At 37.6% G+C, this 26,142-nt stretch carries 19 protein-coding genes; 11 read left to right on the top strand and 8 right to left on the bottom strand.

Annotated elements, in window-relative coordinates; all coding sequences use genetic code 11:
• The first annotated feature begins 220 nt into the window (after positions 1–220).
• Positions 221–391, top strand: a complete 171-nt coding sequence (locus B154_RS32175; protein WP_018612514.1) for a hypothetical protein — start codon at positions 221–223, stop codon at positions 389–391.
• 266 nt (positions 392–657) lie between these two features.
• Here the strand turns inward: B154_RS32175 and B154_RS0105845 are convergent, their stop codons facing one another.
• Positions 658–2,004 carry a sugar porter family MFS transporter gene (locus B154_RS0105845; RefSeq protein WP_018612510.1) on the bottom strand — a complete coding sequence of 449 codons (1,347 nt, stop codon included), beginning with the start codon at positions 2,002–2,004 and terminating at the stop codon, positions 658–660.
• 96 nt (positions 2,005–2,100) lie between these two features.
• Entirely contained in the window at positions 2,101–5,442 is a 3,342-nt protein-coding gene (locus B154_RS0105840; RefSeq protein ID WP_018612508.1) for a DUF5107 domain-containing protein, read from the bottom strand.
• A 146-nt stretch (positions 5,443–5,588) separates the two neighbouring features.
• Here B154_RS0105840 and B154_RS0105835 point away from each other — a divergent pair, with 146 nt between their 5' ends.
• A complete protein-coding gene (locus B154_RS0105835) occupies positions 5,589–6,482 on the top strand; it encodes an AraC family transcriptional regulator (RefSeq protein ID WP_018612506.1) in 894 nt (297 codons plus the stop codon).
• 119 nt (positions 6,483–6,601) lie between these two features.
• Here B154_RS0105835 and B154_RS0105830 read toward each other — a convergent pair whose 3' ends face one another.
• Positions 6,602–9,472 carry a glycoside hydrolase family 2 gene (locus tag B154_RS0105830; RefSeq protein ID WP_018612504.1) on the bottom strand — a complete coding sequence of 957 codons (2,871 nt, stop codon included), beginning with the start codon at positions 9,470–9,472 and terminating at the stop codon, positions 6,602–6,604.
• Between the two features lie 708 nt (positions 9,473–10,180).
• Between B154_RS0105830 and B154_RS0105820 the strand changes: the two genes are divergently transcribed.
• The 8 genes from B154_RS0105820 (at position 10,181) to B154_RS0105785 (ending at position 19,981) form a co-directional block, all read left to right on the top strand.
• Positions 10,181–11,992: a glycoside hydrolase family 9 protein gene (locus B154_RS0105820; RefSeq protein ID WP_083934927.1), complete on the top strand. Its 1,812-nt coding sequence runs from the start codon at positions 10,181–10,183 to the stop codon at positions 11,990–11,992.
• A 168-nt stretch (positions 11,993–12,160) separates the two neighbouring features.
• A complete protein-coding gene (locus tag B154_RS0105815) occupies positions 12,161–12,391 on the top strand; it encodes a hypothetical protein (protein WP_018612498.1) in 231 nt (76 codons plus the stop codon).
• Between the two features lie 310 nt (positions 12,392–12,701).
• Positions 12,702–13,346, top strand: a complete 645-nt coding sequence (locus B154_RS0105810; protein WP_026259998.1) for a (2Fe-2S)-binding protein — start codon at positions 12,702–12,704, stop codon at positions 13,344–13,346.
• Positions 13,343–14,326 (top strand): FAD binding domain-containing protein, encoded by a 984-nt coding sequence (locus B154_RS0105805; RefSeq protein ID WP_018612494.1) that lies wholly within the window; start codon positions 13,343–13,345, stop codon positions 14,324–14,326. Before B154_RS0105810 ends, B154_RS0105805 begins: the two co-directional genes overlap by 4 nt.
• 306 nt (positions 14,327–14,632) lie before the next feature.
• On the top strand, positions 14,633–16,882 hold the full coding sequence (locus B154_RS0105800) for a xanthine dehydrogenase family protein molybdopterin-binding subunit (RefSeq protein ID WP_018612492.1): 2,250 nt from the start codon (positions 14,633–14,635) through the stop codon (positions 16,880–16,882).
• Between the two features lie 252 nt (positions 16,883–17,134).
• Positions 17,135–18,541, top strand: a complete 1,407-nt coding sequence (gene lpdA / locus B154_RS0105795) for a dihydrolipoyl dehydrogenase (RefSeq protein ID WP_018612490.1) — start codon at positions 17,135–17,137, stop codon at positions 18,539–18,541.
• A 242-nt stretch (positions 18,542–18,783) separates the two neighbouring features.
• Complete coding sequence (locus B154_RS0105790; protein ID WP_018612489.1) at positions 18,784–19,434, top strand: hypothetical protein; 651 nt, start codon at positions 18,784–18,786, stop codon at positions 19,432–19,434.
• Positions 19,435–19,438: 4 nt separating this feature from the next.
• Positions 19,439–19,981: a hypothetical protein gene (locus B154_RS0105785; protein ID WP_018612488.1), complete on the top strand. Its 543-nt coding sequence runs from the start codon at positions 19,439–19,441 to the stop codon at positions 19,979–19,981.
• Positions 19,982–20,072: 91 nt separating this feature from the next.
• Here B154_RS0105785 and B154_RS0105780 read toward each other — a convergent pair whose 3' ends face one another.
• The 4 genes from B154_RS0105780 to ku all read right to left on the bottom strand — a co-directional run bounded on the left by B154_RS0105780 (position 20,073) and on the right by ku (position 24,887).
• Complete coding sequence (locus tag B154_RS0105780) at positions 20,073–21,122, bottom strand: Gfo/Idh/MocA family oxidoreductase (RefSeq protein ID WP_018612487.1); 1,050 nt, start codon at positions 21,120–21,122, stop codon at positions 20,073–20,075.
• A 238-nt stretch (positions 21,123–21,360) separates the two neighbouring features.
• A complete protein-coding gene (ligD, locus tag B154_RS30570) occupies positions 21,361–23,490 on the bottom strand; it encodes a non-homologous end-joining DNA ligase (RefSeq protein WP_018612486.1) in 2,130 nt (709 codons plus the stop codon).
• Positions 23,490–24,107, bottom strand: a complete 618-nt coding sequence (locus B154_RS0105770) for a DNA polymerase ligase N-terminal domain-containing protein (RefSeq protein WP_018612485.1) — start codon at positions 24,105–24,107, stop codon at positions 23,490–23,492. The genes ligD and B154_RS0105770 overlap by 1 nt, the downstream gene beginning before the upstream one ends.
• Before the next feature lie 3 nt (positions 24,108–24,110).
• The gene (gene ku, locus B154_RS0105765) at positions 24,111–24,887 is read right to left on the bottom strand and encodes a non-homologous end joining protein Ku (RefSeq protein ID WP_018612484.1); all 777 of its coding nucleotides are present in this window, start codon (positions 24,885–24,887) and stop codon (positions 24,111–24,113) included.
• Between the two features lie 351 nt (positions 24,888–25,238).
• On the opposite strand from ku, the gene B154_RS27805 reads away from it, so the two are divergent.
• Positions 25,239–25,505: a hypothetical protein gene (locus B154_RS27805; RefSeq protein ID WP_018612480.1), complete on the top strand. Its 267-nt coding sequence runs from the start codon at positions 25,239–25,241 to the stop codon at positions 25,503–25,505.
• An 80-nt stretch (positions 25,506–25,585) separates the two neighbouring features.
• Here B154_RS27805 and B154_RS27800 read toward each other — a convergent pair whose 3' ends face one another.
• Complete coding sequence (locus B154_RS27800) at positions 25,586–26,086, bottom strand: CinA family protein (RefSeq protein WP_169337644.1); 501 nt, start codon at positions 26,084–26,086, stop codon at positions 25,586–25,588.
• Between the last annotated feature and the right edge of the window lie 56 nt (positions 26,087–26,142).

The following is a 26,142-nucleotide window of genomic DNA, read 5'->3' as shown; positions in this document are numbered from 1 at the left end:
ATTGACGTCGATATGTTACTTCTCTCAACTAAATGAAGGCTTTGCAAATCAGGTAACGTTCTTTGGAGGCGAAGGCATGATAAAATAAAGGTACAGGACCCTCTCAACTACTGTATACATCGTGATAACAAAAAATTGGTTTTGGTTAAACGGTGGTTAACGCCATCAGAAGAAAATAAGACAGTACTAAATTTGAGTATCAACAATAAAAATATAAAATATGAAAAAGGTAATTTTAGCAGCCGTTATGCTGCTTGCAGTAGCTGGAACAACAATGGCTCAAACTGCTAAGAAAGATACAACAAGAACGACCAAAGCAAGGACTCACCATGTTACAAAACATCACAAGATGTCCACAATGAAAAAAGACACAGCAACAAAGCAAAAATAGTGTCAGGATTTGCTTGTACCATTACAAATAAAAATGCCGCAAATAGCTGTGGCATTTTTATTTGTAAGAAGAACGATAAAACTGGTATTGAAATATAAACCGTTATGCTGTAAATCATTTCCAGCTTTTTTCACCCATTTTACTTTCTGCAGTACTTTCACATTTCTACTCTTTTCACAAAAAAAATACCTATTGAAGATCTTTCAAGAGCAGGTAATTAGCAGGATCTAAGAATGAAAATAATCTTTTTAATACTCTTTATGTATTTAATGACCCACCATCATTCCTTCCAGTTCTTCTAAAGTCTGTCCTTTTGTTTCCTTCACCTTTGATTTTATAAACAAAAAGCCAAGGAAACATATTCCGGAATAAAAATAAAATGGGCCATACGTACCCAATTTTGCTGCCAGTATAGGAAATGTAAAAACCAGGATAAAATAGGCGATCCACAGAGAAACAATGGCTACTGAAGATGCTTTACCGCGAACATTATTAGGAAAAATTTCTGAAATCAAAACCCAGGTTACAGGAGCCAAAGACATTCCATATGTTGCTATTGCCAATAATACCACAATAGAAACCAGGGCCGCACTTGCGTGGTTTTTAAGCAAAGTAGAGAGAATAAGATAAAATATAGCGAGGCTTATAGAACCGATCAACATCAAAGGGCGACGACCCAGCTTGTCTACAAGCGCCATTGCGACAAGTGTAAAGACAAGGTTTACAATACCTATCGCAACCGTCTCAAACAATTGACGATCAAGATTTGCACCAACGGATTCAAATATGGTAGAAGTATAATTAAATACTACATTGATACCACAAAGCTGCTGAAAAACAGCTAATGCAATACCTAATACAACTGCTGGCCGTACGGCTTTTTGAAAAACTGCCTTATACGATTGTTTTGAACCGCCTGTTAATGATTGCTCAATATCAGCTATTGTTTTTTGCGCAAAACCCCGAGAGCCAATTTTTTCCAAAACCGCTTTAGCGTGTCCTGTTCGTCCGGCTTTCATCAACCAGCGTGGACTTTCAGGAAGCCAGATAACTCCAATAAAAAACAACAAAGCAGGAATAGTACCTAAACCAAACATCCAGCGCCATGCATCGGGACCATTGTCAGAAAGAATATAATTGACAAGGTTGGTGACCAAAATACCAATAACAATTGTTAACTGATTAATAGCAACATTGCGGCCACGAATGGCAGAAGGAGAAACTTCGGCTATATATAAAGGACTTAACATAGAAGCCATGCCGACACCAATGCCCGCCGCAAACCGCATTGTTATAAATACTGCTATACTATTTGAAAAGGCCATTCCTAAAGATGAAATGCCGAAAATGGCAGCAGCTAACATTAAGCCAGGCTTACGACCGTACTTATCTGCAAGATTACCGGCAATCAAACAACCAACAATACAACCTAATGCAAGAGAACCGGTAAGAAAGCCTTCCCAATACACAGATAAATGAAATACGTTTCTTAAAAAAGGAAGCGCACCTGATATTACAGCAAAATCAAAACCAAACAGGTAACCGCCTAAGGCTGAGATGAACGAAATGCCTAGAATATATTTACTATTAAAAAGGTCGTTTGAATTACTCATGTATTAATTGTATTGTTCTTGTTTAATTCTGCTTATAACCACTTGCTCCTATTTAAATATACTTTTACTTTAAAAGATTGTTTTGCTTTTCCTGCTTTACGCCGATAAAAACTGTATCATTTTTATATGAATTGCAGCTCCAGAGTGATTAACATCGAGCATTAACACCTGTTGAAAATACTCATTAGCCTTTTCGAGGTTTTTGTCGCCTAATCCCAAATGCCCCAGCCCCATTAAATACAGACAATGAATTTTATTCCGAAGGTTTAGATCGGGTTCGAATACTAACAAATCCGGTAACGAAACAGCAAAATAATCTATACTGATATTGTCATTTAAATGCTGACTACCAAAAGATATGAGCTTTTCAAAAATCGATATTGCTTTATCTCTTTCATTCAATTTCAAGCGGGCAAGTCCTTGGTAAAATATCTTATCAGGTTGAGGATCGTTATAGAAAATGGCCTGCACGGGTTCATCAATACCCATTGTAGCTTTTTTGAAATATGTTTCAGCTAATTCTTTATTTCCCTGCTGTTCATACGCCAGACCTTTTAGATACAATATATCATTTTCCTGGGCCCCATACAACTTACCCTCTCCAAGATTAGCAGGATATGTTTCTGCCTGCTCTAAAAGTTGAATTGCTTCTTTACCCTTGCCAAGTTCTATAGCAGTTTTTGCCAGTGCGAGGTGGCTCACCAGGTATTGCCCCACAACTTTACCTTCGCCCCCCTCCCATGGATGAAATTTATACGATGTCATTAACTGTTTAGCTTTCTGATACTCTCCCAACTGGTTGTACAATGTAATACGCTCGAGGTATAGATCTTCACGGGAAGTAATTAAAGGCAAATAAGTTTCAAGGAATGAGAGACGTTGTTGAGGGTGTCTGTTTAATCTCTTATAAAGCTGGTCCAGTTCCATTAAAACACGTGCATCTTTGGTATCTAAAAAGAATGCTTTTTCTAATGATGCAAGTGCTTTCTCGGGTTCATTTAATTTGTTGTAGTATGCAAGGGAAAGGTTACGGTGAGCAGTAGGAAAAGTATCATCAATTTCAACTGATTTTTCCCAACATTGTATCGCGTCCTGATATTGTCGTTTATCATACCACAAATTACCGAGGTAATAGGGCGCTTTGGCATCCGCAGGATTAAGTTCTATAGCCTTTTGCAAAACCACTACATCTTCAATACGATTCGGGAAACAAAAATCAGGATTTGCTGTTGCCGCTTTATTAATAAATTCAAGAGCTTTTTCAATTTTATTTAATTGATAGCTAAACCAACCCAGGTAACAGTAAATCATAGGGTCTGCCTCTTCACCACTAGAAAGATATAATTGCAATAGTTCAATTGCCTCGTCATATAAACCAGCATGGGCAAAATCTATAGCATATTCAAGAAAATTGTGAATCCATTTATGTGATAGTTCAATGAGATTTTGCAACGCTGCATTTACTTCATCATGCTTGTCTTGCATCTTTAGAACCAGGTATTTCTCAAACAAACAACCGAAATTAAAAGGGTCAATTGCCATAGACTCAGCAACCATAGTTAATGCTTCTTCATTCATGCCCAGTTTTCTTAAAATAGCAGTTTTAAGATGTCTTGCAGAGTGACTATGATAGTTTTTTACTAGTGATTTATCAATTAATTCTAAAGCCTCTTCAAATTCGCCACTACCGGCAGATATTCTTGCAAGTTGTAAATACCCCGCGTGTTGCCATGCATCATTCCACACGCTTTTATAAAATGCATCAAAAGCCTCGTCATTTCTACCCTGCATTTTAAGTGACCAACCTAAATTATAATATGGCTCACCGTCGTACGGATTTGGATTTCTTTCAGATAGCGTAGCAATAGCTTTTCTAAAATAAGGTTCGGCCTTTTTAAATTTGCCTCTTCTAAGATACCATAAACCTAACGCATTATTATTTCTTACATCCTTTTCGTCTCTTCTTAAGGCTTCTTCATAATAATCGCTTGCAATATAAGTCGCGTGCCTATATTGCTCCAGGTGAAGGCCGGTGAGGTAAAGTTGTTCGTTGTTCTTTACATCCGCCGGTCTTTTTGCTGCCTGTGCTGGAGATGGCATATCCTGTTTCACCGCTTTTTCCTGTATATAACTTACCAGGATTTTACCGGTTTTAATATCCGTTATTATGGTCTGAATTTCTTCGGGAGCTTCAACTTTAGACAGCGTTAGTCTTTTCAGGTAAGGATTTTCGGGAGAGATAGTGATTATTTCACTAATTAATTCCTGCTTGTTTCGCAACAATGCAACTTTTACTTTTTCATAAGGAGAGGTAACATAAAGCCTGATTTCGACATGAATGCCTTCAAATTCTACACCCAAGACTGCTTCTTTTGTAGCATTTTTCACGACGCCAACTTCTGCATAAGGCATGAAATACTGCTTGAAAGTTTTTTCTTCATACGGCTGCATCCATGAAAAGTCCGGTTGGTTATCAGTATAAACACCCGTCATCAATTCAATGTAAGGACCATCCTCATCTGTAAGATTTCTATCCCATGCCTGGCCAAATTCACCATGTCCCCAAGTCCATTGCTTTTTACCAGGTGATATGTGGTGGTCTGCTACGTGAAGCAGTCCTGCCTGTGTATCATGCTCATATCCGCCTATAAAATCATACTTCGAGTTTATCGCCATGTACGAAGTAGGAACAGGAATATTTCTATATCTCGAAATATCAGTACCTGGGGCATAATCCACCTTATAATACACTCCTTTTGCTATCGGAAAAGAAGACACATCACGCTTACCGTGGTCAAATACAGCATATACATCGGGAGGAAATATAGATTGATAATTATCATTTACCTTAACAGCAGGATTCGCCCACCATAAAAACGTTTGTGGAAACGGTGTCCGATTATACAGTTTTCCCTTTATTTCGATAAAAGCCTTCTGAGGGTACAATGTAAAGCCTGCCATTCCTTTTGTTCTGAACATTCTTTCAACTTCATTTACCCAAATTGTTTTACTACCATCCTTATTTTCCTCAATGGTAAAATCAACAGGTTCGAATGTACTTGGACGGTGATGTTGAGGCCAGTTAAACTCTATTCCGCCTGAGATCCATGGGCCTGTCAAACCCACCAAAGCCGGCTTAATAACCTGGTTATAATAAACGAAATGTCTTTGTTTTACTTTATCGTAAGCCATTTGAATTCTGCCGCCTAATTCAGGTAAAACCATTATTTTAATGTATTCATTTTCAAGGAATACACCTTTGTAAACTTTATCAACTCTTTCATCTGAAATTTTTTCAATAACTGCATGTGGATAGACAACTCCACTGCTGCCCTGGTAAACCCTCTTTTCGAGGAACATAGGATTTTTTTCAGGCTGACCGGCGGGATAAGTAGGGATTACAACATTTTCTACCCATGCTTTTACCTGTTCTTTCATATCGCGGATTCTGAAATTTTTATTATTAAGTAAAAGTAAATCCACTTACATTTTTAATTAATGGAGAAACTTTTGCATTTGATGGATTATTCAACTATCAGTTCTATTTTTAAGGTCGTGTAAACTGTTATTCACACATAAATCTTATGGATCAGGACTTGAGAAAAAAAGAAGGTTTCCAGGGTCAGAAAGCTATAGTGATACCAAGGAAAATTTTATCAGATCTCGTTGCTGGGAATAATGTTGTTAGCACACTCTATATAACTGATATTGGCTATTATCCTAAAGCACAATTTCATTATCGCGAACGGTATGAAGGTGCTGAACAACACATTTTAATTTACTGCCTTGAAGGCAAAGGGCAAGCTTTTATTAACAATGCCACTTATACAATCGAAGCCGGAGATTTTTTTATAGTGCCTATAGGAATCCCTCACAAATATCAAGCTGATGAAAACAATCCCTGGACAATTTATTGGATACATTTCAAAGGCTCTATAGCTAATTCCATTGTTACGTCGATGGTTCAAAAATATAATGGATACAAAGGTTTTAACCTCGATAATAAAAATTGTATAGCCCTCTTCAATGAAATTTATAGTCAATTAGAAAGAGGTTATAGCAGCGATCATCTGGTATATTCAAACATGTGTTTGTGGCACTTTATTGCCGGCTTTATTTACAATAGTAATTACAATGCAGACAGTAATTCACACTTTAAAGATTCGATCGACCTTGCTATTGACTTTCTTAGAAAAAATGTAAACCAACTGCTTACACTGCAACAGATATCAGCTTCCGTAAATTTATCGCCTTCACATTTTTCATCCATTTTTAAAAAGAAGACTGGCTTCACTCCTATTGAATATTTTAACCACTTAAAAGTACAGCAAGCCTGCCAATATTTACTTTTTACAAGTATGAGAATCAAAGAAATTTCACTGGAATTAGGAATTGAAGACCAGTATTACTTCTCACGTCTTTTTAGCAAAGTAATGGGAATTTCCCCCATAGACTATCGCGAAAAAAGAATTCATTAGCTTATTGATATTAATAGAAAAATTACTAAAAATCTTCCTTTGCTATTTATCTCTTTAAATCATTTTTATTTTCAAAGCAGTATAAAATCTTCTCATTGTTGTGCCTTTACTTTTACCCCTTACTTTGTCAAGCCTTCTATGCTTGAGGCTGCAACCTTTACTACGGGCTTAAACTGCTCTTGAGCCATATATGTTTTTAAACTGTGCAAAAGCTGTCGTGCTTCCGGTCGTTTACCGGCATCAGAAACTAGATCTATACCTGAAACAATTAATTTTCCTTTTCCTACCTGGCATTCGAAAATCAGCCCAAGAGAGCGTGCGGTAACCCAATCGTCAATCACCCTTACTATTGGCTGCAAGCCTTTTGACACCGAGTCAAGAAGAATGGGCTGCGAATGACTCATTCCATCCCACCACTGCCAATTGCTGTAAAATTTTGTAGGGAAATTCTTTAATGCAGGATGTTTTGGATTACATAAAATACCTAAGGTAGTGGGTGGTTGTCCATGTGTCCACGCTGTGTTCCAGAATATACTTGAGAAGCCTATTGCTACATCTCCACCTTTCTCAGGTTTCAATGATCCTTTTTTTATTGTAAGCAGAACTTTTCCGCCACTGTTAAGAACCTGCATTGCCTTATCAACGTCCTGTGTTACCACAACATCATTATTCTCTGCAGGATAAGACGCAGGATACACAAAAATATCCCATGAATTTTGGTGATTGCCAATAGAAACTGTTAGAACCAGTTGAGTTGCCGTTTTCAAGGAAGATAATGCTTGCTGAATATTTCCAAGTTTAAAACCATTTCCTACAGGAATAGTTGTTTTTGCCAGTGTTCCATTAAACAATGTTTTACCTGAAGCATCTTTAATGGTCCATTCTGGCGTAATGTTATTTATAGGAGCTTCGCCAAAATGAGCAATTTCTATGGGAACCAATAGTTCCTCGTTGTTTGTATAAATCATTTTTGGAAGCCTTGCCAGGGGAACTGTTGAATTACAAAACTGGCTGTATTCTTTTGATGTAATATATCCCTTATCTTCCCAGAAAGGATTTAAAACACCAACTAAAGCTGTGCCCTGCCCGGGAAAATCATGAAGGTCTAGCAGTTGAAAACCACCAAAGCCTGGAGTACGCAAGGCGGCTTCTATATCAGCTTTATAACATAATGCCTGCAGCTTTCCCGATGACAAAAGAAAAGAATCGGCAAGGTTACCAAGTCCGTTACTAACAAGCTTGTCTCGGAAGATTTCAAAATTTTTAGCTTTTAATACACCTGTATATTTTGCTATTTCTTTAAAATCAGGATATACACACCACTGACCAATTTCATGACTTACTGTAGGATGTTGCCATTTTGAAATAATATTTGACCAGTCATAATCACTTTTGGGCGGCTGACTGTTAATGATACTTTTCAAGCCTGCTCCCCATGCCTGTATGCGAGGGTCCGGTGTACTGTTATAATTGCTTTCAGCAATTATTGGCCAGCCTGCTCCCGTGGTGTAAAGTCTGCGGGAATCTCTTTGCTTCCAGTAGTTTACAAAATCAGTAAGATATTTTACATGGTTTTTGCCGGCAGGTTCATTACCATACAGCATCATTACAAAAGATGGATGATTTCCATAAGCTTTTGCCATACGGCGACTTTCGTCATAAATGTATTCATCCAATGGCTTACCATCACCAATAGTAGCGTCCTGGTTTGCCCATGAAGAGCATTCAACCTGTATGTAAAAACCTGACCTGTCTGCAGCTTCAAAAGCCGCCTCCGGCGGGCACCAGGAATGAAAACGCATATGGTTGAGACCGTAAGACCGGCATACTTTAAAAACATGCATCCAGGATGCGGTATCAGTTGGAGGAAAACCTGTTTTAGGAAAAATGGCACATTCTAAAGTGCCGCGAAGAAAAGTAAGATTGCCATTGATCGTAAACTGAGTTCCCTTTGCCAAAAATTCACGCATACCAAAGGTTTCGTTCCTTTCTTCAGCATTTTCTCTTCCAGATGTCAGCCGTACTTTAAAAGAATATAGGTTAGGATGAAATTCATCCCACAATAAAGGGTTATTACCCATAGGATATACCGCATCTACAACCGCACTATCAGCTTTTACCTCAATTTCCAATTTCCGCCCCTTCAGCTTTTCGGCTTTAGAATTATCTGATACTGCCAAAAGCTCAAGAGTTGATTTAACAGGTGCACCAGAACTGTTTTTAATAATGATATGGACCGCTACTTCCTTATTCTTTAAATTTGGCAATAATTGAATGTCATCAATATAAACAGATGGACGGGCAGCAATAAAGAGCTTTCCTACCATGCCGTTCCAGTTGCTTTGGGTGTGATCGGATATGCTGTGTGAATTTTCGCCTACATTAAACTCTTTAACCCTGTTGTCAACCCTGACGGATATTTTATGAGACCCGGGAGTTAATGCTTTTGTAAGATCAAAGACATGTGAAGTACCTAGGCTGTTCTGCATTCCTATTTCCTTGTTGTCAATCCAGACAGTAGTTTCCCAGTGACTCCTTTCTATGAAAAGTTCAAGATGTTTCTGTTTCCATGATGAGGGAATGTTGACAGTTTTTTGATACCATGCAGCACCTTTATAGTACTTTATAGGCTGCAGCCAAAAAGGCACTTTAATATTCCCTTTTTTACGGTATTGGGCATACTGAGGTTTAAAAAACCATGAAGAATCTACAATACCTCCCGTCCAGGGAGTATTAACATCAACATCGTTTCCTTTACCATTTGTTGTCATTGAACCAGGCAAATGAATTTTATCTTTTAAATTTTTATTGAACCATTGCTGTTGTACGCCTTCATCCAACGAATCAACCTGGAAAAGCCAACCACCTGAAAGATCAATTTTGTATTCATTTTTTATTTGCGGGTCTTTTTTTACTTGTGCCACCAGTGATATATTCCCAAGAACAAATGACATGGAAAGCATTAGACTGTATTGTACAAATTTTTTCATAATAACGTTTTGATTATTGATTCTTAAAACAACTGCTTAAAAGCGGAGAATAGGATTATTAATCTATAAAAAAGCTTCCCGCCAAGCAACGGTTCGCAGGGAGCTTTTAGAATTATTTATACAAAAACAATTTTTTGTTTTTCAGAAAATTTGACACTTAATTATTGTAAGAAAAAAAACAGTCTATTATAATCTCCGTATCTCCGGAAGTTACCTTTTCTGTAATCGTTTGCTGCGCAAAAAGAACAGTAGAAAAAAATGTAGAGAAAATAAAAAAAAGAAAACGGGAATTTTTTAAAAGATGATTCAAATATTCCTGTTGTGTGACAATGCTCTCCTTTTTTGAAAAGTCATTTTTCATGGCGATTTTGTTTAAATGAGACGTTAGAATACTGAGAGCCATTTTTATGAAAAGCACTGTGGTGCTACCAATACAAGCTGTCATAAAAATCACTCCAAAGATAAAAACACAGTCAATTTGAATTAATGGAGTAACTTTTGTTTATGATGGATTATTTAACGATTATTATTTCCATTTCCTACGCCGGCTCCTGCATTGGTCGGAGGTGAAGTATAAGTGAAATACCCGATTATTTTAAGTTTCCCCTTTCTATACATTTTAGTTCTTAACTCTTACCTGCTACATATGGTTGTATGTTTCTTTAGCTGGGGCACATGAAACATTTTTTTTGTACATTCCCACCTTATATGAAAAATACACTTCTGTTCGTACTATTTCTAATATTGTTTAATAATGTTTCTTATTCTCAATCAATCAATGGCTGGATAAGAATTAACCAGTTAGGTTATTTGCCAGGCGGCGTAAAGGTTGGAGTTTTTGGTAGCAAAGTGCCTGTATTGATTAGTGATTTTGAACTTGTTAGTGCATCTATAAATAAGACTGCTTATAAGGGGAAAGTAGACAAGGCGTTTGGAAAATATGGTCCTTTTGCCAGTACTTACAGGCTCGATTTTTCTCGTTTTAATAAACCAGGCAAATATTTTTTAAAAGTCGACAACATTATTTCACCAGTATTTTCCATTAATAAAAATGTGTATGACGGAGCCGCAGACTTTTGTTTGCGATATATGCGGCAGCAACGAAGTGGCTTTAATCCATTCCTCAAAGATTCCTGTCACACTCATGATGGTTATACACTCTACGCACCCGTGCCTGACAGCACACATATAAATGTAGTAGGCGGTTGGCATGATGCAAGTGACTACCTGCAATATTCAACAACAAGTGCCAATGCTACTTATCATTTACTGGCCGCCTACAGGGACTTTCCAAAAATGTTTAAAGATGAAAAACTTTCGAATGGTTTAGAAGGTAAAAATCAGGTACCGGATATATTGGATGAAGCGAAATGGGGTTTAAACTGGCTGCTAAAAATGCATCCGAAAGATGACTGGCTATTTAACCAGTTAGGTGATGACAGAGACCATAAAGGAATGCGCATACCAAAGGAAGATACCAATTATTACGGTAAAGGGCTAGAACGCCCGGTTTATTTTTGTACAGGTAAACCGCAGGTACGTGGTAAGTTTATGAATAATACAACCGGGGTTGCTTCAACTGCAGGAAAATTTAGCAGTGCATTTGGATTAGGCTTTCAGTTGTTCAAGACAATTGAAAAAAAATATGCAGTGCAACTACAACAAAAATCAGCAACTGCAATACAGTTGGGTTTCGATAAACCAGGAGCCTGCCAGACTGCTTCTGTACTTTCTCCTTATATATATGCCGAAGATAACTGGGCAGATGATATGGAACTAGCTTACGCAACACAATATAACTTACACAAACAGAAAAAAAATGCTGGTGATCTTCTTACTAAAGCTTATAAATATGCTAAGCATGAACCTGTTACTCCCTGGTTAGGTACCGATACAGCAAAACACTACCAATGGTATCCTTTTATAAATGTCGGGCATTATGAATTAGCAAGGCAGTTAAAAGATAAGCGAAGAGATACAATTATACAGTTCTATAAAGAAGGTATTGACAGAGTCTGGAAAAAAGCCGGCTCAAATGCTTTTTATCGAGGCGTTCCGTTTATATGGTGCAGTAATAACCTGACTGTGAGTTTCGCAATTCAGTGCTATTGGTACAGGCAGCTTACTCATGATAAAAAGTATTTGCAACTTGAACAGGCATCTTTTGACTGGATTTTTGGCTGTAATCCTTGGGGAACGAGCATGGTATATGGCTTACCCTCAACAGGAGATACACCTGTAGACCCACACTCTGCTTTTACCCATCTTAAAAATTATCCTATCGATGGTGGTTTAGTTGACGGGCCTGTGTATACCAGCATATATAGTAACCTTATTGGTATACAATTACATGAAGATGATGAATATAAAGAATTTCAAAGTGACCTGGCTGTATATCACGATGATTATGGTGATTACAGCACTAACGAACCCACGATGGATGGAACCGCCTCATTGATTTACCTTCTTGCGGCAGAGCAGGACGCATCAAAAGGGAAGGAGCCAATTATCAAACAATGAGTGCTTCTCTTTAATAAAATTTCACTTCAAATACTACAAGTACTTAAGAAGGTTTTAAATATTAATTTTATTCATTACATACTATTATCTGGTTTTTACCGTAAGGCTACACTTACTGTCAGTTGCAGATGATTTATTACTTTTATAACTTTGGTTAAACTTAAACTTATGTCAAAACATTTTCCGATTAAATTCATTTTAGAAGATGGGGTTCATGTTGAGGTAAATAAAACAGGAGATAACAGCTTCCACTTTATCTTAAAACAAAAAGACGGACCAGAACGACACTTCACATTACTGGATGACGACAGGCCAAAAGACGAAATTGAAGAGTCATTGGATTTTGATCAGCTAAATGCAGTGCGGGCTTTTTGGCTGAAAAAAGATGATATATTATAATGTATAGGAATAATTTTTAAATTGCCAATTGTATATTTATAATAGATATATCTATCGTTCTTAAAAACAGTTAAACAGCGCAGGAAGCAGTTAACAAAACAAAAAAAATTGACGATTTTTTACTATCGCATTATATACTAAAAGCACTAATTTTATTGCTTCATGGGTATTGATTGGGGGATTAATATTTGTGGGAACGATTAAAGGGAAATGAGAAAAATCATTTCCCTTTTTTTATTTAAAAAACCTTTTAAATATGGTATTTTATAGTAAAATGCCTAATTTAAATTTTGAAATAATCTTTAATTCTATGGCAAATAAAAAGCCCGGTATAACAACCGAAAAAGAATGTAACGGTATTAATGAATCCCGAAGGGATTTTTTGAAACAATCTTCGCTATTAACAGGTCTTGCTATTACGCCCGCTGCTGTATTAAAGGCGGCAGAAGAAAAATGGGATGAAGAGTTTGCCTCTTCACTTGAAAAGATGCCGTTGAAGCTTGAAATTAATGGAGTAAACCATGATCTAAGCGTAGAGCCGAGAACTACCCTACTCGACCTTCTTCGCGAACAACTGGCGCTTACCGGCACAAAAAAAGGCTGCGATTACGGACAATGCGGTGCGTGCACAGTACATGTCAATGGAAAACGGGTTCTCTCGTGCCTCAGCCTCGCGGTTATGCAGCAGGGCAAAAAAATTACTACTATTGAAGGTCTTGCAGATGGAGAAAAACTGCATCCGATGCAGCAGGCTTTTATAAAACACGATGGATTTCAATGTGGCTACTGCACACCCGGACAAATTATGTCTGCCGTCGCATGCATTCGTGAGGGCCATGCCAATTCCGAAGCAGAAATAAGGGAATTTATGAGTGGAAATATTTGCAGGTGCGGAGCTTATCCAAACATAGTAGATGCAATAATGGAAGTTAAAGAGGGAGGGCAACAGGTATGAAACAGTTCCAATACGTTCGCGCCGCAAATCAAAAAGCAGCAATAAGCGCTCTTACAAAAAATGCTTCCGCACAATTTATTGCCGGCGGAACAAATCTTATAGATTTAATGAAAAGGGGAATTACTTCTCCAGATACTATTATAGACATCAATAACCTCCCAATAAAAGCGATAGAAGCATATGCAGGCGGAATAAGAATTGGCGCTCTTGCACTAAACAGCGAAGTGTCAGAAAACAAATTAGTTATTCAAAAACATCCACTGCTTGCACAAGCGTTAAATGCAGGAGCTTCAGCCCAATTAAGAAATATGGCCACAGTTGGTGGCAACATGATGCAACGTACACGCTGCCCATATTTTTATGACACCGCTTTGCCTTGCAACAAACGACAGCCCGGTACGGGATGCAGTGCGTTGGAAGGCTTTAATCGTATGCACGCTATTTTTGGACACAGTGATACATGCATTGCTGTTCATCCTAGCGATATGTGTGTTGCGCTTGTTGCGTTAGACGCCACTGCTTTGGTTACAGGCCATAAAGGCAACCGGCGTATTGCATTTGCTGATTTTCACCGCCTTCCAGGCGATACTCCTCAAAAAGATAACAACATCGAAAGAGGCGAATTAATTACCGGGGTCGAAATTCCAGATAATTCTTTTACTAAAAATGTTCATTATTTAAAAATCCGAGACAGGGCTTCTTATGCTTTTGCACTCGTTTCTGTCGCCGCGGCTCTTAACCAGGAAGGAAACACTATTAAAGATGCAAGATTAGCAATGGGCGGTGTCGCGCATAAACCCTGGCGCTTGCATGAAGCTGAAAAAGCATTGATAGGAAAAAAGGTTTCTGAAGAGAGTTTTCGTAACGCAGCAGAGATTGCAATGAAAGGAGCGAAAGGATTTAAGTATAATTCATTTAAATTGAAGATGGCTCCAAATGCAATTGTGGAGGCATTGAAAACAGCAGCAGGAATGGCTTAAACTAACTCTGGCTATCTTAAAAAGAAAATGTAGGGTACAAGCATCAAATTATTAATAATTCATCGTTGCGTCGCATTACGTTCATCAGACATGCTGCTATTAAGCTTTCTCATATTTCCCCGTTTGTAACAACAAAGACAAAAAACGAAAAGACGTAACAAAAAGTTTGAAGCCGTTAGTGCTATTTCGATTTACATAAATCAAAATGGATGCACAAAGAGATAAAAGTCGAAGTGAGTGACACAAGGATGAGAAAGCTTCAAATGACAACTAACAAAAATTATAGCAAAAGCTTTAAATAATTTTATGGGAAAGCAATTATTTTCTCCGGGCGAAAAAAACAAGGCACTGGATAGAGTTGACGGCAGGCTAAAAGTAACCGGGGCTGCAAAATACTCAGCAGAATACCAAATACCTGGCTTAACGTACGGCGTACTTGTCACAAGCACCATAACTAAAGGCAGAATTAAAAATATAGAGACAAAAGCGGCTGAGCGGGCACCAGGAGTGTTGGCGGTGATATCGCATGTAAATTCTATAAAAGTGCCTGGATTTGCTGATAACGAACATCCAACAGAACCACCAACCGGGGGAAGACCATTACGTGCCTTTCATAATGACCGGGTTTATTTTAATGGCCAACCTGTTGCTATCGTAGTGGCTAATAGTTTTGAAAGGGCAACTTATGCAGCGTCACTTGTAAAGTTACAGTACGACAAAGAAGAACATACCACTGATTTTGAAGCAAACACGGGAAAGGCGGTGTTGCCCGCGCAGGCTAAAAAAAATACGGACAATCCTTTGAATGATTATAATCGTGGAGAGGCGGATGCTTATAAAACCGCGGCTGTAAAAATAGAGGCAGAATATGTGCAACCGGCAGAAATGCACAATCCAATGGAATTACAATCTATCATTGCCTTATGGGAAGCTGGTGACAAACTTACTATTTACGATAAAGTACAGGGAACAAAACCCACTCAAAATGCCTTTGCTAAAGAATGGAAAATACCCCTTGAAAACGTGAAGGTAATTTCAAAATTTGTCGGTGGCGCTTTTGGTAATGGTTTACACAACTGGCCGCATGAATCCGCAGCCATAATAGCAGCCAAACAGGTAAAGCGCCCGGTAAAAGTAGTAATAACGAGGGAGCAAATGTTTACGATGGTTGGCTACCGGCCACGCACCTGGCAAAAAATCGGTATAGGCGCGACACCAGATGGAAAATTAGTAGGTATAACTCATGAGGCAATAGGGCAAACATCAAGTTACGAAGAGTTTACAGAGTCCACCTTGCAACAGACAAGAATGATGTATGCAGCTCCTAATGTTAGCACCCGCTATCGCATTTTACCTCTCGATGTCAGCACCCCTATCTGGATGCGGGGGCCGGGAGAAGCAACAGGAGCATTTGCACTAGAGTCAGCTGTAGATGAGCTTGCACACGCCTTACATTTGGACCCAATTGAATTTAGATTAAAGAATTATACTGAAACAGATCCTGAAAAGAATCTACCGTGGTCAACCAAGTTTTTAAAGGAATGTTTTACAACAGGAGCAGAAAAAATTGGCTGGAGTAAACGAAAAATGGAACCTGGCACTGTAAAAGCAGGAGAATGGCTGGTTGGTTACGGAATGGGTGTTGGCACCTTTGGTGCACATAGAGGCACTGCAGCAGTAAGAGCAAAGCTGTCTGCTGATGGTAACTTGCTAATGCAATGTGCTGTTACAGATATTGGTCCCGGCACCGGCACTGCTATGGTACAGGTTGCAGCGACCGCTTTAGGTATGGCACCGGAAAAGATAACATTCGATCTTGGCAACTCTGATTATCCCATGGCTGGCAACCAGGGAGGTTCTTCTACAGTAAACACTGTTGGATCAGCAGTACAAGCGGCGTGCAAGGCATTAAAACAAAAGCTTAAAGATCTAGCGACAAAAAAAGAAGCAGCATTTGGAACTGCGGATGCTGACAATATTATCATTAAAGACGGCAAATTATCACTTACAGATAATTCTTCTGTTTCTATTGCTATAAGCGATTTATTTAAACAAAATAATTTACCCGAAATAGAAGTTACTGAAGAATCGAAGCCCGGAGAAGAAGCAAATAAGTATTCGAAATATTCTTTCTCGATTCATTTCGCTGAAGTACATGTACACCCTAAAACAGGACAAATACGAGTCAAAAAAGTAGTTACCTGCGCCGATGCGGGTACTATTATCAGTTGGAAAACAGCAGCCAATCAAATGATTGGCGGAGTTACAGGAGGTATTGGTATGGCTCTTACTGAAGACGCTGTAATGGATCACCGCTATGGCAGATATGTTACAAAAGACCTTGCCGATTATCATGTGCCGGTACATGCTGATGTGCCACCAATAGATGTATGGTTTGTAAATAAACCTGATTATATTGTAGACCCTATCGGAACGAAGGGGCTGGGTGAGATAGCAATTATAGGGGTAGCGCCTGCAATAGCAAATGCCATATTTAATGCCACAGGAAAAAGAATAAGGGAAGTGCCCATCACTCCTGATAAAATTATTATCTAAAACTTATGTGTTTGATGTGAACTTGTCCTGGCAGCAGATAAGGTAAACGTAGTAGTAGAGTTAAATCCCTGTCTAAAAACTGGTTAAGGCAAAAACTATACAAATTTGTCATTTACGCGGTAAGCAGTATTTTTGCGCAGCTTTTAAAAAAGTTGCAGGTTTACCCGTACATTCATTTTTTATAAGAGGTGAAATCACAAGAGTAACCAGCAACCTTAATTATCATTCATACTAAATAATATTACAAAAATTATGGCTTACGACGTAATCGTTTTAGGAAGCGGCCCTGGAGGTTATCCTGCTGCTATCCGTGCCTCACAACTTGGTTTTAAGGTTGCCATTATTGAGAAAGAAAGCCTTGGGGGCGTTTGTCTCAATTGGGGCTGTATACCTACAAAAGCTTTACTTAAAAGTTCACAGGTATATGAGTATGCGAAGCATGGCGCTGCTTATGGTATAAATATCAGCGGGGCACAACAAGACTTTGGTGGAGTTATAAAACGTAGCCGTGGAGTCGCAGATAAAATGAGTAGAGGAGTTCAGTTTCTGATGAAGAAGAATAAAATAGATGTGATAATGGGTTATGGAAAACTGAAAGCCAAAGGACAAATAGAAGTAACCGCACAGGATAACAGCAAGCAAACAATTGAAGCCAAATACATAATCATAGCTACAGGAAGCCGCGGAAGGCAATTACCAAACCTGCCTATTGACGGCAAAAGTGTGATAGGTTACCGTGAAGCCATGTCTTTACCAACACAACCCAAAAGCATGATTGTGGTAGGTAGCGGAGCTATAGGTGTAGAATTTGCTTACTTCTACAATAGTATGGGCACAAAGGTGACAGTAGTTGAGTTTATGCCGAGGATTGTACCTGTAGAAGATGAAGACATTTCAAAAGAATTGGAGAGGCAATATAAAAAACAAGGCATTGATATTATGACCAATGCTACGGTAGAAGCAGTTGAGCCTACAGCCAATGGAGTAAAGGCAAGAGTTAAGACCCAAACCGGAGAAGTAAGCCTTGAAGCAGAAATCGTTTTAAGCGCAGTAGGTATTTCTGCAAATATCGAAAATATCGGTTTGGAAGAATTAGGCATTAAAACCGAAAAAGGAAAGATCGTAGTTGATAAATATGGACAGACAAATGTTCCGGGTTTTTATGCCATTGGCGATTGTACACCAGGGCAGGCTCTTGCGCACGTTGCTAGTAAAGAAGGTATAAACGCTTCTGAACACATTGCCTATGTAGAGAAGAAAAATAACCATGCTCCTGAAGGGATTGATTATAATAATATTCCTGGGTGTACGTATTGCACTCCAGAAATTGCCAGCATAGGTTTTACAGAGAAAGCCGCAAGAGATGCAGGTTATGAGATCAAAGTTGGTAAGTTTCCATTTACTGCAAGTGGCAAAGCAAGCGCAGCAGGCGCAACAGAAGGTTTTGTAAAGGTAATTTTTGACGCAAAATATGGTGAATTTCTTGGTGCTCACATGATTGGGCACAGTGTAACAGAGCTGATAGCAGAAGTCTCGGTGGCAAGAAGGCTGGAAACCACGGCTCACGAAATTCTTAATGCCATTCACCCGCATCCGACAATGAGTGAAGGTGTTAAAGAAGCTACTGCTGTAGCGTATGGTGAGGCTACTGACATTTAAGGATGTAATTTAATTTTTCTTCATATTTTTTTAAAGGCTGCTTTTTTTAGCAGCCTTTAAAATTAACGACATAACAAGCTTCTAATTTGAATGTATGGTGCAATAAAATCATGAATTTTACCTTTAATCGTTCTTTTATAAACTTCCCTTTAAAACATTCTAACAACCTATTTCTTAAAAACACAAACGGTAATGTCTAAGCCAATAAAAATGATTATATTAGATGTTAAAAATTGTAGGTGATGAAAAAGTATATTCTTTATTCAGGCCTAATAATCATTTGCTCTTTATCTGCTCATTTATATGCTCAGCCCGGTCTGAATAAATATGATACTGTTTCAAATTATATTCACATCGCCCCAGTAGCAAATAGTAAATGGAAAAAAGTAACAGGTTTTATTTTAAAGAATATTGGCACTTCAGGAGATACTAATTGGGTATCCGGAAAGATAACTTCTGTTGAAAAAGACTCTTCCGACTATTTTGTAAAAGTGAATATACCGGCCGCTGTTTTACAAAATTCTAAGGAAGCATGGTGTACAGCATTTGTACAAAGAGAAACACCTAATGGTTTAGACACCATTCCCGTGAAATATGGAGGCGTACAGTTGAGCAAAATAAAACTATTTTTAAAGTCGTCTCCCGAAGGCGCGGAGGCCTTTCTCATCCCCAACAGGATTTGGATGCAAAAAATACAAAATACAAACTGGGAGAAAGACAATTCGAAAATCGAAGATTTCAGGGTGAACACATCGAGCACAAATACTTTTGCTTACATAGATGAAACGGTATTTGTTGTATTATATAAAAAGGATAACCGGTATAAAAAAATTATTCATTTTACAAAACCCATGAGTGTGGAACAGGAACAAACTGCATGGGTAGAATTTTAAATGCTTGAAAAAACTTTCTGCTTTTTTATCTGTTGCCTCCGGTGTATTTGCAGTTATACCCGGCATTACTGTTATGATTAGCAATGTAGGAGTTCCCCCAAATTCTTCGAAAACTTTATTTGCAGCAACAATCGAAGCGTTAGGCGTTCTAACTCTTATGCTGATGTGGCTAAATAAAGAATGGATAAAACAAAAATCTCTTCAGACAATTACCAGGATTTCTGTTTATTCTATCGGTATCTTCTTATTATCGCTTTTCGCTTATATCTTTTTATATGGTTATTTAGTTGTTGATGTTGAAAATTCTAATTCCTTATTTTTCCCTCTGTGGGCTGAAGGAGAATTGAAAACCTATCTCGAAAAATTTGGAAGCCGGCCAGAACTAATAAGGCAATGGGGTCGTGATGATGTATATAAAGTTATTCAAAGCTCCTCGACGGTGCCTTTATTGTTTACAACAATACTATTACTGATCATTTACCAGCTTATTTTTGTTTCGCTGACTTTTTCATTTGGAATACTAGGTATAAAAGGAGACACGGAATAAAAGCATGAAATACTTGTAATATCCTAAGGCATCTTACAAATTTTTCTGTTATAATGCCTCACGACACTTTTCCTTGGCTAAAAAATGTTTCTTAATAATCTATAACTCTTTTTTCTGTATTACTTTTTAAAGCTGCTTCTATAACTTTTATTACTTCAAGGGCATCTTCGGCAGTTACCGGTACAGGGTCATTGAACCGTATGGCTTTATACATCTGGTCAAAATACTCCATATAATTTCCCTTAGGAGCAGCAATGTATTCTTTTACAACCTCGTTATTCCTTTCGGTATGCAAAAAGCCTTTTTCAGTTTCAGGCTCAATACCCCAATTATCGCCTTCAGGCATTTTTCCGGCTATTAAAGCATTTTCCTGCACATCACCTCTTGACTTAATTAAAGAACCTATCGACCCATGCATAACAAAAGCGGGTATTGCTTCCCTTACCGCGTTGCTTGCTTTAAGTCTGACTCTTTTACGTGGATAATACAGAAGAACTTCAAAATAATCATCTACTTTAGAAATAGGACGTATGGCGATATCATCTGCGAAAACTGCTTCAGGCTTTCCGAACAATTGCAAAGCTTCATCAATTAAGTGAGGACCTAAGTCAAGCAATAACCCAGCGCCGGGGCCAGGTGTTTCCTTATGTACTTTAGGGCTCAGTTCTTTTTTAAACCTGTCATAATGCAACTCCGCCTCATTAATCTCGCCTAATAAATTTTCATTTACTACTTTTTTCAAAAGCTTTGCATCGCTATCATACCGACGGTTGTGATAGACTGAAATCTTTTTTTGCTGTTTTGCTGCCAATTCTATCAATTCTGTTCCTTCTTCGCTATTGATTACAAACGGCTTTTCGACTATTATATGTTTGCCTGCAAGCAGTGCTTTTTTTGAATATTCAAAATGAGTTGCATTTGGTGTATTTATAATTACCAATTCTATATTTTCATCTGCAAGCATTTCTTCGAGTGTATCGAACGATTTTATTTCAGGGTAAATATCTTTTGCAGTTTTTTTACTTCTTTCCCAAACACCATATAAATTATATCCTTTGTTTACGTGTATAAAAGGAGCATGAAAAACTTTTCCGGACATACCGAAAGAACATAAAGCTGTTTGTATTGGTGATTCGCTCATAGTAATTTTTAAGGAATGATATTAATAGAAATACGATAAAAACTTATAAAAAAGCTTTTAGTTAAGCGATTGCTAATTCCGTTTTTATCTCACTTTGCGAAAATCTTATTTTCTTCTAACATTTTAAATTAATTTATTAACCAAATGCAGATAATAGAACAAAAAGATGAACGAAATGCAACGTGATGATGCAGGGATAAAAAACAAATGCCGTTTCAAAACCTAAAAAACCATTTTTCTATGCTTCCAAATTTTCAAGACACTTTGCAAGGTCAACGCCATTTTTACTATCGAGAATTGGCGCAAAAAGGTCGCCTTTTTTTTGTAGACGTTCGTGTATGGTGTTAATGGTAAACTCTTTTGGAGATAAGCCCTGTTTAACCTCGCTCCATTCCAGCGGTGTTGAAACAGTAGCGCCTTTTTTAGGTCGAAGGCTGTACACACATGCAATCGTTTGTCCTTTCCGGTTTTGCAGGTAATCCATGTATATCTTGTCTTTGCTTCTTTTGGTCAAACTTCTTTCCAGAGTTGTAAATTCCGGAATAAGTTGATTAGCCATCATACATACGAGATTTGCAAAATCTTTTGCATGGTCGTAATCATATTTCTTTCCGAGAGGCACATACACATGTAAACCAGATGCGCCGGATGTTTTACAAATACTTAATGCCCCTGCTTTGTCTAATATACCTTTGACAACATTTGCGGCCTCTATTACCTGGTCAAAAGTATTGTTATCACTCGGGTCGATGTCAATAATCATATAGTCAGGATTATCAAGAGATTTTACTCTTGAGTGCCATGGATTTATTTCTATGCAACCCAGGTTAGCGAGGTACAACAAAGTAGCTTTATCATTGCACAAGATATAATCAACATCTTTATTATTAGATTCTGAATATAAAGGAATGTGCTTTACCCATAATGGCGCTTCGTCTCCGGCATCTTTGTGAAAAAATCCTTTTTGACTTATACCATTAGGCGTACGAAACAAAGATTGGGGGCGATCTTTTATATATGGAATAATGAGTTCACTCATCTTGTCGTAGTAATCTAATACATCCCCTTTAGTAATGCCCTCGTCAGGAAAAAATACTTTAGTACGGTTAGTGGTTTTCAATTCTGCTTTACCAATCTTGTAAGTCTTTTCATTTTCTACAACATCTTTTTTGGTTTCTGATTTTTTAATTACCGCAGATTTTTCCTCTTTTGCTTTTTCAGCCTTAGGCTTTGAAGCAGGGGTTTCAGACGGAACTTTTTTGGCAGAAGTTTTATTTTGAACACTTTCTTTTTTACCGGCTTTGTCTTCTTTAGAAATTTCTTTTTTTGAATTTACCTTTTGTTTTATTTCTTTTTTCTGGGTTTTTTTGTTTGCTTCAGGATTTTCTGCCCCAGTATAAACAGATTCCATTTCATCTGTATTTATAAGTTGAGTGGTTATATCTTTCACTTGTTTATCCTCACGCATTCTTAAAAAGATGGGGTGTCTTAATTTTCCATCTGAGGTCCATTCGGAAAATTTCACTTCGCAAACATAGAAAGGTTCTACCCATGTAACTGGCATATTGGTTTTCACTTTTTCATCGAAAGGAGATTTCTCACGAATAAGTGGCTGGAGCTTAGCGAAAATTTCTTTCAATAATTCACTATTAAAACCCGAACCTGTGTGACCCGCATAAGTAAGTTTTCCATTGACCATAGTTCCCAGTACCAAAGCTCCAAAATATTTCCTTCCACCGCGGGGAGCAGTAAAACCGGCTATAATTGCATCTTCAGATTTATGATGTTTTATTTTGAGCCAGTCAGCAGTTCTTTTGCCGGGATAATATTCGCTGCCCGCTCTCTTAGCCATTATTCCCTCCAGGTTTTTCTCTTTGATTAGCTCAAAAAAGTCTTCACCACTCTCTTCAACATGATCGCTATACTTTACAACAGGGTTTTTTGGGATAATTTCGGCAAGCAGTTTTTTTCTCTCGATTAGAGGCATGGAATACAGCTTTTTACCGTCTAACTCAAGAAGGTCAAAAACATAGTATTGTATTGGAAAACTTTTGTTTATCCCGTACTCCTGCAACTTTTGAAAATCGGGATTGCCTTGCTCATTTAGCACTACGATTTCCCCGTCTAGGACTGCATTCAATTTCATTTTAGAAAGTTCTTCTACAACTTCAGGATAAGCCGCAACAAAAGAATTTCCATTTCTTGAATATAATTTTACAGTTTTCTTATTTACTTCTGCAATTGCACGGTAGCCATCCCATTTGATTTCGTATAACCAATCCTCTTTGGAAAAAGGCTTGTCAGTTTCTTTTGCCAGCATTGCCGGAATATAATTTTCTAATTTTTTAACCGGCGTTTCAACTGGCATCAGGACTTTTTTTTTGAGGGTGCTTTTTCGGGCTTGTTTTTAGAGAGCCATTTATTGATAGGGGAATTTTTAGGAGTTTGCTCTTCGCTGTTGTAGGCTTCATCCACCGCGAATTTATCTCTATGTTTAATCAAAAGCCAACTTTTGGACTCATCGTCTTTTAACCTTACAAGTGCAAACTCTCCTTTTAACTTTTTGCCATGCAAAACAAACTTTAAGTTTCCTGCCTCAAGCCCCGCCTTTAGCAGTTTTTCATCCTCTTTAGCATTTTCTTTCTGCTCTAAAGAAGTATATGTGCCGCTATCCCATATTTCTACAATACCGGCCCCATAATTTCCTTCGGGTATCACTCCTGCAAAATCTTTGTAATCGTACGGGTGGTCTTCCACCATCATGGCGAGACGTTTGTCCTGTGGATTGAGACTTGGGCCTTTCGGCACCGCCCAACTTTTTAAAACTCCGTCCATCTCAAGTCGAAAGTCGTAATGTAAGTGAGATGCTTTATGCCTTTGAATAACAAAAATTAATTTTTCATCTTCTGCCTGATTATTTTTATCACCAGAAGGTTCTGCCGTTTTTTTGAAATCTCTTTTTTTATTATAAGTAGTTAAACTCATTATTTAAGAAGCTTTCTTTTTTCTTGTGTTTAAACTTGCTTTTAGCTGAGACATTAAATCTTCTGTTGCACTATGTACTACTTTCATTTTTGGTGCTGTAGGTTTAGCACCTTTGGCTTTAGCCTGTATCACTTTCATCAACTCTTCAGTATAAGTATCTTTAAAGGCCGAAATATCGAATTTAGAAGTAAGCTGGTCAATAAGAGAAATGGCCATGTCTAACTCTGCTTTTTTAATTACCGGTTCTTCAGGAAGATTTAATTCTGAGTAATCTCTTACTTCTTCTGCAAAGCGAATACGGTTTAAAATAATGACTTTATCCCTGGGACGTAGAATAGCAAGGCCTTCTTTATTTCTCATTACAAATGTGGCAATACCTACTTTTTTTGTTTTCAACAGAGCGGCCCTTAACAGAGCATATGCGCGAGTTCCGCTTTTGTCAGGCTCCAGGTAATACGGAGTTTCAAAATATACGCTATCTATTTCTTCCTCTTTTACAAAATCAGAAATCTCTATTGTTTTTGTCTTTTTTGCATTTGCTGCTTCAAAATCTTTCTCATCAAGTATTACATATTTGTCTTCCATCTTGTACCCCTTAACAATAGAGTCCCACTCTACAGGCTTTCCGGATTTTTCATTTATACGCTGGTATTTAATCCTGGATAAATCATTTTTATCCAGCATGTCGAGGTTGAGCTCACTTCTTTCTGTAGCACTGTACATTTTTACCGGTATATTTACCAGGCCAAATCCTATCGCACCTGTCCAGATGGATCTCATAATTTTAATTTTTTAGTTGCTTTTAAAAACATTTTAAAAATATCTTCTGTTACAGTCAGCAATACAGCAATATTTGATAAGTAATTACTGAAAGTTTCATGCCTCTTATAAAGTTAAGAAACATATTAATTTACAAAGTAAAAAAAAGCAAACGAGGAAAATAGTCTACAAGACTTTTTGGATTTTTTCTGATCAATAGAGTTGATTTTTTTGCAAGTTTTTTTTCTAAAAAAACCATTATTATTGTTATAAATTCGCCGTTATTGAATATAATTGCACTCAAATGAATGGCACGATTTTACGATTATTTTATTATTATTCTTTCGATAATTCACTCTTAAACTTTTGAAAATGACAATACCAGCAAACCCAATTAATGAGGACCTTACACTGATTGGCTATGATTTTAATCAAGGTTTTATAACTTCTTCTCTATCATTGGATGATGACGATGATGATGACGATGACGACGATGATGACCTGGAAGTGGACGATATAGATATTGATGAAGTAGATGATGATGTGGAAGATCCTGTAATCGAAGCGGACGACCTTGATGACGACCTTGATTTGGATTTAGACGACGATGATGAGGATGAAGACGATGATGTTATTTAATAACTTTAATAGAAAAGGGGCGGTTATACTCTCTGCCCCTTTAATTTTGCACCCTTCTTCTAAATTCCAACCGTATTCCTTTAATTTTTTATATTATTAGATCTTAAGTATTCATACAATTTTTGAACGACCTGGTTTGTATAATGAAGTTGTACATCATACGGCTGCTTATTAACCGAAGTCATTCTTTTGCTTACAACTACTTCGCCCTTATAAGATATGGAGAAGAAAGCAAAAAGACCTTCTTTTTCACATTCCGGCACAATAGAAGCATATCCTGTTATTCCGATACCATAATCACTTGAAAACATTTTACTTACTTCAATTGCCATTGTATCCGCAATTCTGTCTGCCACGCAATTTAGTTTATTACAAAAGATTGGGTCCATATTTAAATGCCTCGCTTTCTGGCCAAGATTGTATGTTGTAATACCTCCCTGAAAATATTTTGAAGCTTCTATTCCCACAGAAAAAGCAGCCTGCAAATGACCTGATGTTACGCTCTCAGCCACTGCAATCGTTTCTTCTTTATCTATTAAAATGTCTTTTATTGAGTTAATTATATCCTCGCTATATATCATATTTATTGTATTACCGTCATTAAAAAATAAAATGCAGACAAGAAACCTTCTTATAA

It is taken from the genome of Segetibacter koreensis DSM 18137, assembly GCF_000374045.1.
Lineage (GTDB): Bacteria > Bacteroidota > Bacteroidia > Chitinophagales > Chitinophagaceae > Segetibacter > Segetibacter koreensis.
Note: the sequence above shows the minus strand (reverse complement) of the source record. Positions and strands in the feature narration are given on the sequence as shown.

Bases quoted from the DNA above. Each gene is read 5' to 3' on its own strand.
- B154_RS32175 (WP_018612514.1), top strand. From the start codon at position 221: ATGAAAAAGGTAATTTTAGCAGCCGTTATGCTGCTTGCAGTAGCTGGA.
- B154_RS0105845 (WP_018612510.1), bottom strand. From the start codon at position 2,004: ATGAGTAATTCAAACGACCTTTTTAATAGTAAATATATTCTAGGCATT.
- B154_RS0105840 (WP_018612508.1), bottom strand. From the start codon at position 5,442: ATGAAAGAACAGGTAAAAGCATGGGTAGAAAATGTTGTAATCCCTACT.
- B154_RS0105835 (WP_018612506.1), top strand. From the start codon at position 5,589: ATGGATCAGGACTTGAGAAAAAAAGAAGGTTTCCAGGGTCAGAAAGCT.
- B154_RS0105830 (WP_018612504.1), bottom strand. From the start codon at position 9,472: ATGAAAAAATTTGTACAATACAGTCTAATGCTTTCCATGTCATTTGTT.
- B154_RS0105820 (WP_083934927.1), top strand. From the start codon at position 10,181: ATGAAAAATACACTTCTGTTCGTACTATTTCTAATATTGTTTAATAAT.
- B154_RS0105815 (WP_018612498.1), top strand. From the start codon at position 12,161: ATGTCAAAACATTTTCCGATTAAATTCATTTTAGAAGATGGGGTTCAT.
- B154_RS0105810 (WP_026259998.1), top strand. From the start codon at position 12,702: ATGGCAAATAAAAAGCCCGGTATAACAACCGAAAAAGAATGTAACGGT.
- B154_RS0105805 (WP_018612494.1), top strand. From the start codon at position 13,343: ATGAAACAGTTCCAATACGTTCGCGCCGCAAATCAAAAAGCAGCAATA.
- B154_RS0105800 (WP_018612492.1), top strand. From the start codon at position 14,633: ATGGGAAAGCAATTATTTTCTCCGGGCGAAAAAAACAAGGCACTGGAT.
- lpdA (WP_018612490.1), top strand. From the start codon at position 17,135: ATGGCTTACGACGTAATCGTTTTAGGAAGCGGCCCTGGAGGTTATCCT.
- B154_RS0105790 (WP_018612489.1), top strand. From the start codon at position 18,784: ATGAAAAAGTATATTCTTTATTCAGGCCTAATAATCATTTGCTCTTTA.
- B154_RS0105780 (WP_018612487.1), bottom strand. From the start codon at position 21,122: ATGAGCGAATCACCAATACAAACAGCTTTATGTTCTTTCGGTATGTCC.
- ligD (WP_018612486.1), bottom strand. From the start codon at position 23,490: ATGCCAGTTGAAACGCCGGTTAAAAAATTAGAAAATTATATTCCGGCA.
- B154_RS0105770 (WP_018612485.1), bottom strand. From the start codon at position 24,107: ATGAGTTTAACTACTTATAATAAAAAAAGAGATTTCAAAAAAACGGCA.
- ku (WP_018612484.1), bottom strand. From the start codon at position 24,887: ATGAGATCCATCTGGACAGGTGCGATAGGATTTGGCCTGGTAAATATA.
- B154_RS27805 (WP_018612480.1), top strand. From the start codon at position 25,239: ATGACAATACCAGCAAACCCAATTAATGAGGACCTTACACTGATTGGC.
- B154_RS27800 (WP_169337644.1), bottom strand. From the start codon at position 26,086: ATGATATATAGCGAGGATATAATTAACTCAATAAAAGACATTTTAATA.